The following is a 17,539-nucleotide window of genomic DNA, read 5'->3' as shown; positions in this document are numbered from 1 at the left end:
ATGATGTGTTTTTGTTAATACCATTTCTTTTTTCTGAAGTACAAATATACAATAATACCGATAATTGCCATTACAATCCAGGCAAATAAATACCCGTACTGCCATTCCAGTTCCGGCATCCATTTGTAATTCATTCCCCATACTCCAACCAGAAATGTTAAAGGAATGAAAATTGTGGATACGATGGTCAGTCTCTTCATGATATCGTTCATACGCAAATCATTGTTGGAGATATAAAGATCGACTAATGAAGAAAGGGTTTCCCGACAGATTTCGATGGTTTGTAATACAAATTGTAGGTGGTCGTTTACATCATTGAAAAAGGCGCGGTTCACTTTATGGATGAGCTGGTTTTCTGCCCTCAGTAGCTTTATATATTGTTCTTTCAAGGGGAGGATTGCTTTTTTCATTAGCATATATTGGCGTCGTAATGCCTGAATCTGGATACCGATGTCATCTCCGTTGGTGATAGTAAGCAGTTCCTCTTCCAAATCTTCGAGTGCGTCATCGATGGAAGAGATGGTTGAAATATAGTTTCCCATCACGCTGTTGAGCAGTACGCTAAGCAGATAATCTGTTTGACGACTGCGTATCTTCAGGACATCATTACGCAAGGCGGAACTGATATCATCGAAGAAATCAGTTTCTTTTTCGAGGAAAGTCAGTACATAATTATTTCCTATGATAAGGCAGACTTGCTGTTGGAGCAGTTCGTCCAGTTCATTTTCTTCTTTATGTTCGTTCGGATAGAATATCTTTAAGATCAGGACAATGTATTTATCATGCTCTTCTATCTTGGTCGGATGATCCGCATTTAATATATCTTGTAAGACAAGGAAGTCTATTTCGAAATGACTGCAGATTTCCCGGATAGTTTCTGTATTTTTCATTCCGTGTATCTGTAGCCAATTGATTTGATCATTGTTTAGCGTACCTTTGATGGCCTGAAAAGTATCACTAGAGCTTTCCTGTATCTCGGTAGCATTGTAAGTACAAAGATGTAAATGGGTAGGAGTAAGACTTTCTCCTGTGTAAATAAGCTTTTCGCTTAACAGATTATTCTTCATGCTTTATTCTCGTTTTAGAAAACCACTGTAACAAAGGTAGTGGTTTTCTAAATGAGAACAAGTTCTTTGAACGTTTTGTTTACGTGTTAGTCAAAATCGACTACTGTGATTCCGGCACCACCAAACTGCACATGTTCGTCGGCATAGTGGCTAACTCCCGGTACGGTGGCCAGATATTGGCGGATAAGTGTACGAAGTATTCCCGTTCCTGTGCCGTGAAGGATACGTACACGATCCATGCCGACTAATATGGCGTCATCAATAAAATAGGTGACTGCTTGTAAGGCTTCGTCTCCACGCATTCCGCGTACATCAATATCCTGTTTGAAGCTAAGCTTTTTTTCATACATCTGATCGTGTGTCTGGCTGCTGACAAAGGTGCTTTTAGCAATCCCTTCCGTCTTGGGCATATGATTGACACGTTCCAAACGGTCTGTTTTTACGGTCGTTTTTATGCTTCCAAAGGCAACAGTCGCATTTTTACCACTGATTTCCATCACTTGGCCGACGCTTGTCTGTCCTTTGATTTTTACATTCTCTCCTACCGCAATCGGCACTATTTTAGGGGCACTTGATGGAGAAGAGACTACAGCTTTCGGTTCGCTCTTCTTGTTTTTCTTCCGCTCTTGCTTCTCCTTTAGTTTCTCCATTTTTTTTGCAATCTTCTCTTCATGCTCTTTAGATGCCAGTGCATCCAGAGAAGTACGGAAGTCTGTCAGTTCCTGACGTGCCTGGCGTGTCTTTTCCTTTTCGGCTTGTGCTTCCTTTATCGTACGAATCGTATTTTCAATGCGGGCATTGGATTCCTGAAGCATGCGTTCCGCTTCTTCTTTTGCTTGCCGGATAATCTCTTTCCGGGATTTTTGCAATTCTTCCATCTCTGTCTGGTAACGGGCAATGGTTTCTTCCATGTGCTTTTCCCGTTGACGGATGGTTTGACGTTTTCCTTCCCAGTAACGCTTGTCGCGCACAATGTCCTGAAGGTATTTGTCTGCATTGATATATTCGCTTCCTACGATTTCCGAAGCATCTGCGATGACATCTTCCGGTAGTCCGATTTTTCGTGCAATCTCTACGGCAAACGAACTTCCCGGATTTCCGATTTGTAATTGGAAAAGTGCTTGCATGAGATGACGGTCGTAAAGCATGGCTCCGTTTACTACTCCTTCATGATCTTCGGCAAAATGTTTCAGATTTTGGTAGTGGGTAGTGATGACTCCGAATGTTCCTTTCTGGTTGAAACGTTTCAGTACAGCTTCGGCAATAGCACCTCCGATTTGCGGCTCCGTACCTCCACCGAACTCGTCAATCAGGATGAGGCTCCGTTCGTTACAGCTCTTCATCATGATTTTCATATTGGTCAAGTGAGAAGAGTAGGTACTCAAATCATCTTCAATAGATTGCTCGTCACCAATATCGATAAAGATGCTGCTGAATATACCGGCATGACTACGTTCGTGCAAGGGAATCAGCATACCGCATTGCAGCATATATTGCAGCAAACCGACTGTTTTCAAACAGACGGATTTACCTCCGGCGTTCGGTCCGGATATGATAAGGATACGTTGTTTCTGATTAAGTTCTATATCCAGTGGTACGACTTTCTTTCCATGTTTAGCTAGTGAAAGTTGTAATAAAGGATGCACGGCCATCGTCCAATCCAGTAGTTGCTCATTCTCGACGGCGGGTTTCAGACTATTGGTCTGTATGGCGAAGTAACTTTTCGCACGAATAAAATCTATCTCTGCCAGAAATTCGTATGATTGAAGAATTTCCGGGATAGATGGACGGAGAATGTTTGAGAACTCGGTAAGGATGCGAATGATCTCACGTCGTTCATCGCCTTCGAGTTCGCGGATGCGGTTGTTGGCTTCTACCACTTCCGCCGGTTCTATAAACACTGTTTTTCCGCTGGCGGATTCATCGTGTACGATACCTTTGATTTTTCGCTTGAGTCCGGGGGCAACCGGGATCACCAGACGTCCGTCACGCATGGTGGGAGCTACATCTTTGTCCACGTAACCTTCGGACTGTGCGCTACGTAGGATGCTGTTTAACGAGCGGGAAATATTTCCCATCGTACTGGCAAGTTCGCGACGTATGCGGGCTAATTCGGTAGAGGCATTGTCCTTGATTTTCCCATATTTGTTAAGGATGCCGTCTATTTTTCCTATCAGTTGCGGGAACACGGCAATATCTCCTGCCAGTCGTTTCAGGCTGGGGTAGGGGGTGTTGTTCTCTTCTTCATCTTCATTCCGATGCAGAAAGCGTACGATGTCACGGATGGTTTCTAATGAACGGCGTAGGTCAAATAGTTCTTGTTCGTCCAAATACATTCCTTCTATCCGCACGCGTTTTAACGAAGGACGGACATCAAAGAAAAATTGATCGGGAAATCCGTCCTCTTCCTGGATGATGCGGACAAACTCTGTTACTTGGTTTAATTTCTCTTCAACCTCTTCATGTTGCTCGGAAAAGTTCATGTCTGTAACTCTTTCTTCGCCTAAAGTACTGAGGCACTTATCTTTTAGTAACTGTCTTATCTGGTCGAATCCTATCTTTTGCTCAAAGTTTTGAGGGTATATCATATTTCTGTTCTTACTAATGAACTGCAAAAATACGATTTATTCGCGAAAAAAATATCAGAATGTTTGCAGATTTAAAAATGATTCGTACCTTTGCACCGCTTTCAACGGAAAGCACTTCTGATAAAGGAGTTTTGGAGAGGTGGCAGAGTGGTCGATTGCGGCGGTCTTGAAAACCGTTGTACCGCGAGGTACCCGGGGTTCGAATCCCTGTCTCTCCGCTTCAATTAATAGATAAATCCCTGTAAAGTAGCACTTTACAGGGATTTTCTATTTTGTATATATAGCATGATAGGCATGAAAAAGTGTGTTTCTTATTGAAATAGAAAATAATACTATTTGAACAGTATATTTTAGAATAAACACTCTTTTTAAAAGGTGGAAATTATCAGTTTAAAGAATATTATTCCAAAATGCTTATTATCAGTTAAATATCTGTTTTTATTTACTATCACCTTTCAGTTTTTATATCTACCTTTGTTCTGATTTTACAAGATTTGATAGCTATAATATAAAAGGATAGAATAATGAAAAAACAGACCCAAGCGATTCATACCCAGTTCCAAAGAAGAGATGCTTATAATTCTCTTAGTATGCCGGTTTACCATACAGCGGCTTATGAGTTTGACAATGCCGATGATATGGCTGATGCTTTCTGCGGGCGGACAGATGCTCCGGATTATTCCAGAGTAATGAATCCGACAGTGACTTTTTTTGAGAATAAAGTAAAGCAACTTACCGGGGCAACGGAAGTGATAGCTGTCAATTCCGGTATGGCGGCTATTAGTAATACATTGCTTTCAATTGCAGCTGCAGGAAAGAATATAGTTACATCGCGTCATTTGTTCGGTAATACCTATTCATTTATTACTGGTACGTTGTCGCGCTTCGGGGTGGAACCCAGGTTGTGTGATTTGACTGAAGTTGAAACTGTAGAAAAAGTCGTAGACGGTAATACTTGTTGTATTTATATGGAAATTATCACCAATCCTCAAATGGAAGTGGCGGACTTACAGGTGCTCTCACGGATAGCTCATGAAAGGGGGATTCCTCTCATTGCCGATACTACACTTATTCCTTTTACGGAATTCGATTCACACAGATTAGGGGTAGATATTGAAGTGGTTTCCAGTACCAAATACTTGTCAGGAGGAGCCACTTCCATTGGTGGCTTGGTGATTGATTATGGTACTTGTCTGGGATTCGGTCAACGTATGCGTACAGAGATGTTACTCAATTTGGGAGCTTACATGACTCCTCATGTGGCCTATATGCATACCATCGGACTGGAAACGTTGGACGCACGATACCGGTTACAGTCTGCCAATGCCGCTACACTGGCAAGCAAACTCCGCACGTTGCCTGCTATTAGACGTGTGAATTATGTGGGATTGGAGGATAATCCGTACTATGCCTTGGCGCAAAGACAGTTTGGTTCAACCGCTGGTGCTATGATTACGATAGACCTTGAAAGTAAAGAGGTGTGTTTTCTTTTCATCAACCGCCTGAAGTTGATACGCCGTGCTACCAACTTATTTGACAATAAGACACTTGCCATCCATCCTGCGAGTACTATTTTCGGACCGTTTACTGACGAACAACGGCTGGCCATGGATGTGCTGGATACGACTATCCGTCTCTCCATTGGTTTGGAGGATGTGGATGATCTGTTTGAGGATATCAGGCAGGCTTTGGAAAATAAAAAAGAATAGAAAAGAAAATCAAAAAGTGATACACTGTGGCTGTAATATACCGCAAATATGGTATATAAAATGCCATTCATACGGGATTTACCAGTTTGTATATATCTAATACCTTTGCCCCATCATTTTAACAGTAAATAATAATGGGTAAAAGGATTCGTTTATTTTTGCTTGCTCTTGCAATAGGAGTGATACAAGGGGCGGCACAGGTGACAACGGTGCGGGGCATCGTCACCACAGAAGAAGATGGAGAACCGGTTATCGGTGCTTCGGTCATAGTGAAAGGAACCGCATTGGGTACTGTAACTGATGTTAACGGGAGATTTGAACTGAGCGGACTTCCGCCATCGGCCACCCGGCTGATAATCTCCTACATCAGTTTGATAGCAAAGGAGGTGGCTATCGCACCACAGCTGTCGGTGGCATTGAAGAGTGACACACATCTGCTGGATGAGGTGGTGGTAACAGCTTTGGGTATTTCACGCGAGAAGAAGGCGCTGGGCTACACGGCACAGGAGATAAAGCAGGATGCGTTGGTGCAGGGGAAAGACAATAACTTGTTGAATTCATTGAGTGGTAAGATAGCAGGTGTGCGTATTACCAACACGCAGGGAGATGTCGGTTCCAGCCGTATTGTTATTCGTGGTGAAACTTCTATTGCCGGTGAGAATCAACCGCTTTTTATTGTGGATGGCATCCCGGTGGACAATTCGCAGCTTAATGCACGTTCCAGCGGACGCGATTTTAAGAATGCGATAGCTGACTTGAATCCGGAGGACATAAAGACGCTTACTGTATTAAAAGGTCCGAATGCTGCTGCCCTTTATGGTGCACGTGCTGCCCATGGTGCTATTGTTATCACTACCAAAGGAGGAGACAAAAAGCAGCAAGGGATAGGCATTACATTGCATTCTTCCACACAAATTTCTTTTGCAGCGACCTTGCCGGAGTTTCAGAACCTTTTCGGGCAAGGGGCAGGCGGACGATTCAGTTATGTGGACGGCAAAGGTGCAGGTGTGAATGACGGTGTGGACGAAAGCTGGGGACCGCGTCTTGACATTGGATTGCTGATTCCCCAGTTTGACAGTCCGCTGGATGCTGACGGTACTCGTATGGCTACTCCCTGGGTGTCGCATCCCAACAATGTACGCGATTATTTCCGTACGGGCTTTTCTACCAACAACGGTATTTCAGTTGCCCGTGGGGACGACAAATATCAGTTCCGTGTAGGTTATAACTACGAGAAACAAGTCAGTATTGTTCCTGATGCTGGAACCAATAAAACGAATATCAGTCTAAATACAGATTACCATCTTGCAAAATGGATTTCGGTAGGAGCTACGGCCAATTACATCATTTATACAGCTCCCAGTTTACCGGGGTCAGCTACCCCTTCGGGTAGTAACGTACGTTCTAACAGTCCTATGCTTCAGTTTTTGTGGTTCGGACGTCAAGTGGATACGAACTCATTGAAAGCAGACTATACTCGCAACTGGAATTCAAGCTATTATGATAATCCTTTTTGGAGTGCTTCTTATAATACGCAAAGTCAGGAGCGGCATCGTCTGATAGGTGACCTGCATGCCGAATTCCATCTGGCAGATGGTCTGAATATGCGTTTCCGTACCAGCACCGACTGGTATAATGACCGGAGAAAATCTAAAGTAAAATGGGGCAGTACAGGTGCCGGTTCACCTTACGGCAGTTATGCTGAAGATGCTTATACGGTGAAAGAGAATAACACAGAAATATTGGCGACTTATGTCAAGCAGTTGAATAAAAACTGGGGATTTGACGCTCTTCTGGGTTTTAATGTGCGTAACAAACAGTACGAGAACAACTATCAGGCTGCTCCCCGTTTGGCTGTTGCCGACCTTTATACGTTGACCAATTCTCGTGATCCGCTCACTTCGTCCAATGATTTTTACCGCTTGCGGCAATATGGACTCTACGGTTCCGTACAATTGGATTACCGTCGTTGGGCTTTCTTGAACATAACAGGACGGAATGATTGGTCGTCTACGCTACCTGTGGACAACAATTCTTATTTCTATCCTTCGGTGACGGCTAGTGTGCTGCTTTCCGAGGCTTTGGGGTGGAGGAGTAAGGCCGTCAACTATCTGAAATTACGTGGAGGATGGTCGCAAGTGGGAGCAGATGCCGATCCTTATCAATTAGCAACAGTCTTTACTTCAGAAACAGCTTTCGACGGAAATCCGCTTCAAAGTTCTTCTACCATCGGCATGAATCCGAATCTAAAGCCGGAGAAGACATCATCTATAGAAGCTGGTTTCGAAGCAGCTTTTCTGGACAACCGCCTGTATTTGGATTTCACTTACTATAAGACCGATAGCCGCAACCAAATATTAAAACTGGCTACTACTGCGGCCAGTGGCTACACGTCGCAGGTGCGTAATGCCGGACATATTCGTAATCGTGGCTATGAAATACAATTGGGAGCTGTTCCTATACAAACATCGAAAGGGTTTCGTTGGAATCTGGACCTGAATTATGGTGCCAACCGCAGCAAGGTTATCAAGCTGGATGATGAAGGTTTAATTACGAGTTATCAGCTCTACTCGTCGGGCATTCAGATACTGGCTTCAGTGGGAGAAGCTTATGGAACTTTGTATGGCACTTCATACGTGCGTGATGCTAATGGAAGCATTGTGGTGGATGCTAACGGTCTGCCTAAAATTTCAACCACTAATAAAACATTGGGGAAGTTTACACCCGACTGGACAGGTGGTGTCAGCAACACTTTCAGCTATCGTTCGTTGAGTCTTTCTTTTCTGATAGATGCCAGTGTGGGCGGTTCTATATTTTCCAACACTAATAAAACAGGAAAATATACCGGTGTATTGGCTAACACATTACCGGGCAGGGATGCCGAGCATGGTGGTTTGTGGTATTATACTGACGCTATGGGTAACAATGTACGATTATCGGAACCTCCTTCTTACTCCATATCCTCCGATGGGCTTTACTATGCCCACGTCAATGGTCAATCCACTCGTGTATATCAGGATGGTATTATTGTAGAAGGAGTGACGGAAAGCGGTTCTAAGAATGAAAAGGTCGTGTCTGCCGAGAAATACTATCATCGCATTTACAGTATTGCCGAATCTAATGTGTATGATGCCTCTTACGTGAAACTGCGCGAAGTAGCTTTGAGTTATCGTCTGCCTCGCTTGTGGACGCAGAAACTGCATTTACAAGAAGCTTCCGTTACGCTGACGGGACGTAACTTGTGGACTATCTATAAAAGTGTCCCCAATATAGATCCGGAATCGGCTTTGACTACCGGAAATGCACAAGGGGTAGAGGCCTACTCACTGCCTACGACACGTTCCTTTGGTGTGAACCTTTCCGTAAAATTCTAAATGCGAACCTTTTAATAATAGGATAAAATGAAAAGAAGAATATACTTTTTATATATAATATGGGTACAAGTAGTTACCATTTCCCTGTGGTCGTGTGATGATGAACTGGCCGATATCAACCGTAACCCTAATGCCACCGAAAATCCACAACCGGCTTATTTGCTTGCCGCTGCACAGTATCATGCTGCCAATCTTTATTGGGGAAGTAGTACAAATTATAATTCTACTCTGTTGTGGGTGCAACATTGGGCTAAAATACAATATACAGAGCCGGACTGCTATAATGTGGATAATGGGAGCTTTACCACTACATGGGACACCGGATATGCAACATTAATAACTGACTTGAATGCTATTATCAGTTCGGAATTCGGTAATGATAATTACCGAGGTATAGCTACTGTATGGCGTTCATGGGTTTATCTGTTGCTTACAAATCTGTATGGAGATATACCATACACTGAATATGCACAAAGTGTAACACCGGCTTATGATTCACAAGAAACTGTTTTACGCGGACTTTTGGAGGAGTTGGTTACTGCTGACCAGTTGCTTTCTACCACGGGAGAAGCAGTGGAGGGGGATTTGATTTACGGAAACGATATTGCCCGTTGGAAACAGTTGGCTCAATCCCTGCGGCTACGTATCGCTCTTGAGTTGGCGGATCGGGATGAGGATACGGCACGTCGGGTTATTGCTTCCCTTTGGAATAGTCGTAACAGTGTGATAGATAGCAATGATGCCATAGCCCGTTTTGTATTTACTTCTTCACCGCAATGGAATCCGTGGGCGTCTGCTTTCAATTCACGTGATGATCAGCGGGTATCAAAAACATTGATTGATAGACTGAATGAATGGAATGATCCGAGAATCGGAGTTTTAGCACAGCTACCTCAAGACGAAAGTGTGACAAACTATGTAGGAGCAGCCAATTCCCTCTCTGCTGATGCCGCAAACAATCAGGGATTTTATAAAGTCTCCCGTCCCGGCACTTATTTTTTGAAAGACAGTTCTCCGGCTGTATTTTATACGTATGCCGAGGTCTTGTTTATATTTGCGGAATCCGCTGTACGCGGCTGGATAACGGCTGATGCGGAAACACTCTACCGAGAAGCTGTTATTGCTTCATTGAACCAGTTTGGCATAACAGACACTCATATCATCGATTCCTATTTGCAGCAGGAGGGCGTCCGGTTCGACGCCGAACATTGGTACGAATCTATTGGCTGGCAGAAGTGGATAGCTTATTATGGACAAGGCCCTGATGCCTTCACTGATTGGCGCAGGCTGGGTTATCCCCGGCTTCTCCCTGGTCCCGACTCTGTTTTGGGTTCCGGAGAATTACCCCGTCGCTTTTTTTATCCCGTAACGGAACAATCACTTAATGGTAAACAGTATCAGATTGCCATATCCCGCCAGGGAGCAGATGAAATCACTACCCGTTTGTGGTTTGATGTGGCTGATAAGGAACGATGATGCATCAGTATCTCCGGGCTGCCGTATGCTTTTGAAAAAAATCCGTTGAATTTAAAAATCAGAATTGCAATGAACACTGACATTACATTTATCATAGCAGATAATCAGGATATAACCAGAATGGGAATGCATGGATATATTTCCACTATATTCAGTAGATGTCGCATGATAGATGTGACAGACAAGAAGGAACTGATACAGGCATTGGTAGAATGTAGTGACAGTGTTGTCATTCTTGATTATACCCTGTTTGATCTCAATGGTGTGGATGAGTTTCTCATTATAGGAAAGCGTTTTCCTGAAGTTCACTGGATATTATTTTCCAATGAATTGAGTGAGGATTTTATTCGCAGGATGAGTATAGAAAAGAATATCGGTATGATATTGAAAGAGAACTCCGGTGAAGAGATCCATTCTGCATTGATGTGTGCAGCTCATAAGGAACGGTTTCTTGGTCACCAGATAACCAATCTGTTGATAACCGGTTCCGGCAAACCGGAAATTCATTCTGTTTTGACCGTTACAGAGATTGACATTCTCAAATTGATTGCACGTGGAAAATCCGTGAAAGAAATAGCATTGGAAAGAACCTCGAGTATTCATACCATTATCACCCACAAAAAGAATATTTTCCGGAAGTTGGGTGTGAATAATGTATATGAAGCGACTAAGTATGCCTTACGTGCCGGGCTGATTGAAATGGTAGAATATTATATATGATCCCCGGAGAGTATAAGATAAGAATAGGGAAAGATTTGCAGACAGGGAAATTCTCTGTATCTTTGCCGGCATGGCAAAAAAAGGCGAGTTACATAGAAGAAATAAGCACAATGGTCAGTATGATTTTCCATTGTTGATGGAAAATTATCTTCCACTAAAGAGGTTCGTATCGCTCAATCCCCTCGGAACACAGACTATAAACTTTTTTAATCCGCAAGCGGTGAAGGCCTTGAACAAAGCATTATTGGTCACTTATTACGGTATCCGGTATTGGGACATACCGAAGCAATATTTGTGCCCGCCTATTCCCGGAAGGGCGGATTATATTCATTATATTGCCGATCTTATCCAGCCGGACGGGACAACTGCGGATTTACCGGCAGGAGATGCTAATGGGCAGAAACCGAAATGTAGATGTCTGGATATTGGGGTAGGTGCAAATTGCATTTATCCGATCATAGGACATACTGAATATGGGTGGATCTTTGTTGGAACTGATATTGATCCGGTTTCGATAGAAAATGCACGAAAGATAGTGACTTGCAACCCTGTGTTGGCGCACAAGATTGACTTGCGACTTCAAAAAGACAGTAAGAAGATTTTCGATGGAATTATTATGCCTGACGAGTATTTTGATGTGACAATATGCAATCCTCCGTTTCATAGTTCGCGTGAAGAGGCGGAAGACGGAACGTTGCGCAAATTAAGCAGTCTGAAAGGTACGAAGGTGAATAAAGTGCAGCTGAATTTCGGCGGGAGTGCGAATGAACTTTGGTGCGAAGGCGGAGAAGTACGTTTCTTATTGAATATGATTTCCGAGAGTCAAAAATTTCAGAAGAACTGCGGATGGTTTACGAGTTTGGTTTCTAAAGAAAAGAATCTGGGAAAGTTATATGCCAAATTAAAATCGGTGAATGTGTCCGAATATAAAATTATTCGAATGCAGCAGGGAACTAAAAGTAGCAGGATATTAGCCTGGCGGTTTTCTGCCGACTCATAACAACGGGGAGATATCGAATTGTTATTTGTTTAACCAGTTAATTGAATAGAATATATTATGGAAACCAATTACATCACTTTGACAAAGGAGAATATTGCGAACGAACATATATGCTGTGCTTTTTCAGATAAGAAATGCAAGGATAGTTATGAACTGAAAAAAGAATGGCTGAAGAAAGAGTTCGATAACGGCTATGTGTTCAGACGTATTGATGAACGGGCAAAAGTGTTTATCGAATACGGTCCTGCTGAAAAAGCATGGATTCCGGTGAACGCTCCCAATTATCTGATGATAAACTGTTTCTGGGTGTCAGGTAAATATAAAGGTTGCGGACATGGTAAGGCATTGTTGCAGTCTGCCATTGATGATGCAAAATCGCAGGGGAAAGATGGCTTGGTCACTGTGGTGGGTACTTCTAAATTTCACTTTATGAGTGATACGAAATGGCTGTTGCGACAAGGCTTCCAAACAATAGAAAAGCTCCCTTACGGATTCAGCCTTTTAGGTTTGAAACTAAATCCGGTTGCTCCTGATCCTTCTTTTAATGATTGCGTGTTGAGTGGTGAGTGTCCGGATAAAGATGGGATAGTGGTTTATTATACCCATCGCTGCCCATTTACGGAGTATCACGTTCGCGGTTCTTTGGTAAATGCTGTCAGGAACAAAGATATTCCATTGAGAATAATCGAGTTGGAAAGTATGGAGCAGGCGCAAAATGCACCCACTCCGGCTACTATATTTACTCTTTTTTATAACGGGAAGTTTGTAACGACTGACTTAAGTGCGTGTATGGAAGGACGGTTGGGCAAAGCGTTAGGACTGTGATTCCGGCAAATGGATAGCATGGACAATGTTGTGTCTTCGGTATCTTTAGCTAATGTTTCTTATTTTTATTTTGCAAATTTAAATTCTGTCTGCACTTTATGTAGAAAATGCATATCTTTGAATGTTAATGATTAAACACGATTAAGAGTTGTATGCGTTTTTTGGTATGTATTTTTGTGCTTCTATTTGTACACAATCAATTTTCGAGGGCTGATAAAATAATAAATAATGATTCTCTGTATACTGAAAAGTATATCAGAGATATTTATATTTCCAATCCAAAGCGTGCTTTACAATTATTGGACGAGGCAGAAAGCAGAAAAGCTTTCTCTATGCGTTTGATTAATGAATTACGTAGTTTGTCATATCGTAATATGTATATGAATAAACTAGCTTTTATGTATGCGCGGAAATCATACTTGCTTGATTCCATATCTCAAAGGGAACCGCAACACATGTTGAAAATGACAGTCTTTTTGTCTGAACTATCGTCTTTAATGAGTAAATATAATGAAAGCATGAGATATGCTCTCAATGGAATTAAACAGGTGCAAGAACTGAAGGACCGGGAGGCCGAAGCCAGACTGCTTTTTTGCATAGGAGAGAATAACTGGAGATTATCATTGAAAGATAAAGCGTACGATTATTTTGGTCGTGCTATTGAATTGCTGCGGGGATCAAAGGAGGTGAGAGAGATGATGTTGCTTTCTTATTATTATGGAGCGGAAATGGGATTCTTAATGAGTGATTCACGTGTCAAGGAAGCTTTGAATCTTGCCTATGAACGCGAAAAGCTTCTTAAGAAATTGGAGAAATTACCACAAGTCCCCGAAGGGTATGTGGATGGTCAGTATAGTTATTTGTATGCAAAATTGGCCTATATCTACTATGTAGAAAAACAGTATGCACAGGCTGAACGATATTATCAACAATATCTGACAATGAAGGATTCCCATACTCCGGACGGCAAGATGTATTCGATTCCTTATTTGATTCTTTCCAAACAGTATGAGAAAGTAATAGATAACTGTAAAGACTTTAAAGAATTGTTGAGGATGCAGCAAGATACCTTGAATGCTCAATATATTACTGTGCTTAATAAAGAAGTACAAGCTTATCTGGGGATGCACAATTATAAGGAAGCGGCAGCGATACGTGGGATTATTCTTGCTATAACGGATAGCATTAACAATAACGACAAGAGAAATGCGGCATTAGAACTGAATGCCATATACGGTGCTTCTGAAAAGGAAGAATATATTGCCGAACAGGCTTCTCAATTAAAAATAAGAAATATTTCGCTCTGTTTTTTGGCTTGTGTTGTGCTGCTTACCTTATTTATACTATGGCGTTTGTGGCGTTTCAGCCATATAGTCAAGTATAAGAACAGAATGCTTGCCAGTCTCATAAACGAAAAATTCGCTAATAGAAAAGATGGTAATCAGTTATCGGAAGTGCACGAGCAGTTGACTATTTCATCGGATCTGGAACCGGAACAGGTTTCACCTGAAGAACAGGAAGAACTTTCGGATGAGACAGACAAGGAAAGTGGGGAAGAAGAAGAGAATCGGAAGATATTTCAGGAGCTGAATCATATTGTTGTTCAGAAGCAGTTATATCTTTCTTCCGAATTGTCGAGAGAAGATCTGGCTCAAATCGTACATCTGAACAACGCACGCTTTGCCCGGATGATAAGGGAATGTGCCGGAACCAATTTCAATGGATATATCAATGAACTGCGTATTAATTATGCGATCAAGCTGATGAAGAAGTATCCTAACTATACGATACGTGCCATAGCGGATGAGTCAGGATTTAATAGCACCCCGATCTTATATAATCTTTTTAAGAAGAAGACGGGGATGACTCCTTATGAATTTAAAAAAGCACAGGAAACATTGAGGAATTAAGCGGTTCCGTTAAACAATTTTCGATTTTTCCGGTTTATTTATCAGTAACTGAATATAAATGGAAATGATACAGGTAAGGATAAAACGGGTTTACGAAGATTTTTCAGAAACAGATGGATACAGGGTGCTGGTAGATAAATTATGGCCACGCGGAATAAAGAAAGAATGGTTGAAATACGATTATTGGGCAAAAGATATAACACCGTCCCCTATATTACGTAAATGGTTTCACGAAGATATTCCCGGACATTGGGACGATTTTGTGGTGCAGTATCAGAAAGAGCTGGACGCTTCTCCGGCAGTGGCTGATTTTCTAACTCTTATCAAGCCTCATCCTGTGGTTACTTTACTTTATGCTTCTAAAGAACCTGTGTACAATCATGCCCGAATCCTTCGCGATTATTTGGAAATGCATCTGAAAGAGTGAAATTAAAGTAATTTTTATCTGTTTACGCTTTCTGTCGTTCACTCAATTTCCTACCTTTGTCATCTAAATCAAAATCGTGTAATCATGAAGTATAAATTATTGGTTCTTGATGTAGACGGAACGCTCCTTAATGATGCGAAAGAAATTAGTAAACGTACATTGGCCGCTTTGTTGAAAGTTCAGCAGATGGGAGTACGTATCGTGCTGGCTTCCGGCAGACCGACTTATGGCTTGATGCCACTGGCCAAGATGCTCGAACTTGGAAACTATGGAGGTTTTATCCTTTCCTATAATGGTTGCCAGATTATCAGTGCGCAAAACGGTGAAATATTGTTCGAGCGTCGGATTAATCCCGAAATGTTGCCGTATCTGGAAAAGAAAGCCCGTAAAAACGGTTTTGCCATATTCACTTATCATGATGATACGATCATAACGGATTCTCCTGAAAATGTACATATCCAAAATGAAGCCCGGTTGAATAACCTGCAAATAATCAAGGAAGAAGAATTTTCTGCAGCCGTTGACTTTGCTCCTTGCAAATGTATGCTGGTCAGTGACGACGAAGAAGCATTGATCGGTTTGGAAGATCACTGGAAGAGAAGACTGAACGGAGCGTTGGATGTATTCCGTTCGGAACCTTATTTTCTGGAAGTCGTTCCCTGCTCCATTGATAAAGCCAATTCTTTGGGGGCTTTGCTGGAAGTCTTAAATATGAAGCGTGAGGAAGTGATTGCTATTGGCGACGGCGTGTGTGATGTGACTATGATTCAATTGGCAGGATTGGGTGTAGCTATGGGACATTCACAGGACTCGGTGAAAGCTTGTGCCGATTATGTGACAGCTTCGAATGAGGAAGACGGGGTGGCTGTTGCAGTGGAGAAAGCGATCCTTTCTGAAGTGCGTGCGGCCGAAATCCCCCTTGACCAACTGAATGCGCAGGCACGCCACGCGTTAATGGGAAACTTGGGAATTCAATACACATATGCCGATGAAGACCGTGTGGAAGCGACGATGCCGGTAGATCATCGTACCCGTCAGCCTTTTGGTATTTTACATGGTGGAGCTACTCTTGCGTTGGCAGAAACAGTTGCCGGACTCGGTTCGATGATCCTTTGCCAGCCGGACGAAATTGTAGTAGGAATGCAGGTCAGCGGAAATCATATATCTTCTGCGCATGAAGGAGATACGGTACGTGCAGTAGGGACAGTTGTACATAAAGGACGTTCATCCCATGTGTGGAATGTAGACGTGTTTACTTCAACCAATAAACTGGTGTCTTCCATACGGGTAGTCAACAGTGTGATGAAAAAGAGATGACCGACGAAGAAATAAGTAACTTGACAACTATTGATGCATTTATTCAGCGGAAGCAGCCATTTGCTGTTTACCGTATTCCCGGGGAGAAAGTTCCCCGTCTGTTGACACAGGCGGAAGGAGAGGTACGTCTGATATACGATCTGAAAGAACTGAATGGACAGAGAGGATTTGTCATCGCTCCGTTTCAGGTGAGTGAGAGGTGTCCGGTTGTGTTGATTCAACCCGATCAGTGGGGGCAGCCTTTACTGGTTGATGATGATACGGAAGAAGACCGCAAGGTCGCTTTGCGGATGCAAGGACAAGAATCATTCCTGACTTCTTTCACGGAGGAATATGCAGCGTGCTTTCATACCTTTATCAATGCTTTACGCGATAAGACTTTTGATAAATTAGTGCTTTCCCGTCATCTTACTATTGATAAAGTAGCAGACTTTTCTCCTTCGTCCATTTTTCGTGCGGCTTGCAAGCGTTATATTCATTCCTATATATATTTATGCTACACTCCCCAAACGGGTATTTGGCTGGGAAGTACTCCCGAAATCATTTTATCAGGTGAGAAAGATGAATGGAATACAGTTGCGCTAGCCGGAACGCAGCCTTTGCAAGATGGCAGGCTGCCGCAGGTATGGGATGAAAAGAACCGGAAAGAACAGGATTATGTAGCCTCTTACATTCGCCGCCAGCTTCTTTCATTGGGCATCCATTCTACGGAAAACGGGCCTTATCCGGCTTATGCCGGTGCCTTGTCTCATTTAAAGACAGATTTCCGCTTCTCATTGAAAGATAATAAAGGTTTGGGCGATCTTCTGAAAGTATTGCATCCGACGCCTGCCGTATGCGGTCTGCCAAAGGAAGAAGCCTATCGGTTTATATTGCAGAACGAAGGTTACGACCGGCGCTATTATTCCGGCTTTATCGGATGGCTGGATCCGGAAGGGAGAACTGACATCTACGTGAATCTGCGCTGTATGCATATCGAGGACAAACACCTCACTCTTTATGCCGGCGGCGGATTATTGGCCTCTTCGGAATTGAATGATGAATGGCTGGAAACGGAAAAGAAGTTGCAAACCATCAAACGGCTTATAACCCATTAATCATTAATCACTAATTCACTAATCATTAA

Annotated in this window: 12 protein-coding genes and 1 tRNA gene; 11 read left to right on the top strand and 2 right to left on the bottom strand. The window is 42.6% G+C overall.

What is annotated here, in order from left to right:
* Window positions 1-14: 14 nt before the first annotated feature.
* Together corA and AAHJ11_RS03680 are read right to left on the bottom strand one after the other, a co-directional pair.
* Entirely contained in the window at window positions 15-1,067 is a 1,053-nt protein-coding gene (gene corA / locus AAHJ11_RS03685; RefSeq protein WP_413579081.1) for a magnesium/cobalt transporter CorA, read from the bottom strand.
* An 86-nt stretch (window positions 1,068-1,153) separates the two neighbouring features.
* Complete coding sequence (locus tag AAHJ11_RS03680) at window positions 1,154-3,655, bottom strand: endonuclease MutS2 (protein WP_259022592.1); 2,502 nt, start codon at window positions 3,653-3,655, stop codon at window positions 1,154-1,156.
* Between the two features lie 133 nt (window positions 3,656-3,788).
* On the opposite strand from AAHJ11_RS03680, the gene AAHJ11_RS03675 reads away from it, so the two are divergent.
* From AAHJ11_RS03675 to AAHJ11_RS03625, 11 genes are all read left to right on the top strand, one after another.
* Window positions 3,789-3,873: transfer RNA gene (locus tag AAHJ11_RS03675), tRNA-Ser, on the top strand.
* A 306-nt stretch (window positions 3,874-4,179) separates the two neighbouring features.
* Window positions 4,180-5,364 (top strand): PLP-dependent transferase, encoded by a 1,185-nt coding sequence (locus AAHJ11_RS03670; protein ID WP_195649857.1) that lies wholly within the window; start codon window positions 4,180-4,182, stop codon window positions 5,362-5,364.
* Between the two features lie 134 nt (window positions 5,365-5,498).
* Window positions 5,499-8,738, top strand: coding sequence for a SusC/RagA family TonB-linked outer membrane protein (locus AAHJ11_RS03665; protein WP_234132117.1), 3,240 nt, complete (start codon window positions 5,499-5,501; stop codon window positions 8,736-8,738).
* A gap of 27 nt (window positions 8,739-8,765) precedes the next feature.
* On the top strand, window positions 8,766-10,214 hold the full coding sequence (locus tag AAHJ11_RS03660) for a SusD/RagB family nutrient-binding outer membrane lipoprotein (RefSeq protein WP_195649859.1): 1,449 nt from the start codon (window positions 8,766-8,768) through the stop codon (window positions 10,212-10,214).
* Window positions 10,215-10,283: 69 nt separating this feature from the next.
* Window positions 10,284-10,934, top strand: a complete 651-nt coding sequence (locus AAHJ11_RS03655; RefSeq protein ID WP_148365922.1) for a response regulator transcription factor — start codon at window positions 10,284-10,286, stop codon at window positions 10,932-10,934.
* Window positions 10,935-11,004: 70 nt separating this feature from the next.
* Window positions 11,005-11,934 carry a 23S rRNA (adenine(1618)-N(6))-methyltransferase RlmF gene (gene rlmF, locus AAHJ11_RS03650; RefSeq protein ID WP_367741841.1) on the top strand — a complete coding sequence of 310 codons (930 nt, stop codon included), beginning with the start codon at window positions 11,005-11,007 and terminating at the stop codon, window positions 11,932-11,934.
* Between the two features lie 57 nt (window positions 11,935-11,991).
* Window positions 11,992-12,759, top strand: a complete 768-nt coding sequence (locus AAHJ11_RS03645; RefSeq protein ID WP_148365926.1) for an N-acetyltransferase — start codon at window positions 11,992-11,994, stop codon at window positions 12,757-12,759.
* Between the two features lie 152 nt (window positions 12,760-12,911).
* Complete coding sequence (locus AAHJ11_RS03640) at window positions 12,912-14,669, top strand: helix-turn-helix domain-containing protein (protein WP_413579079.1); 1,758 nt, start codon at window positions 12,912-12,914, stop codon at window positions 14,667-14,669.
* 64 nt (window positions 14,670-14,733) lie between these two features.
* Entirely contained in the window at window positions 14,734-15,096 is a 363-nt protein-coding gene (locus AAHJ11_RS03635) for a DUF488 domain-containing protein (protein WP_148366362.1), read from the top strand.
* 84 nt (window positions 15,097-15,180) lie between these two features.
* Window positions 15,181-16,413, top strand: a complete 1,233-nt coding sequence (locus tag AAHJ11_RS03630; protein WP_148365930.1) for a Cof-type HAD-IIB family hydrolase — start codon at window positions 15,181-15,183, stop codon at window positions 16,411-16,413.
* The gene (locus AAHJ11_RS03625) at window positions 16,410-17,510 is read left to right on the top strand and encodes an isochorismate synthase (RefSeq protein WP_074638800.1); all 1,101 of its coding nucleotides are present in this window, start codon (window positions 16,410-16,412) and stop codon (window positions 17,508-17,510) included. The genes AAHJ11_RS03630 and AAHJ11_RS03625 overlap by 4 nt, the downstream gene beginning before the upstream one ends.
* Window positions 17,511-17,539: the final 29 nt, after the last annotated feature.

The sequence above is a fragment of the Bacteroides sp. 90-K9/2 genome (assembly GCF_047310725.1).
GTDB lineage: Bacteria > Bacteroidota > Bacteroidia > Bacteroidales > Bacteroidaceae > Bacteroides > Bacteroides vicugnae.
This window is presented reverse-complemented; position numbering and strand designations above follow the sequence as displayed.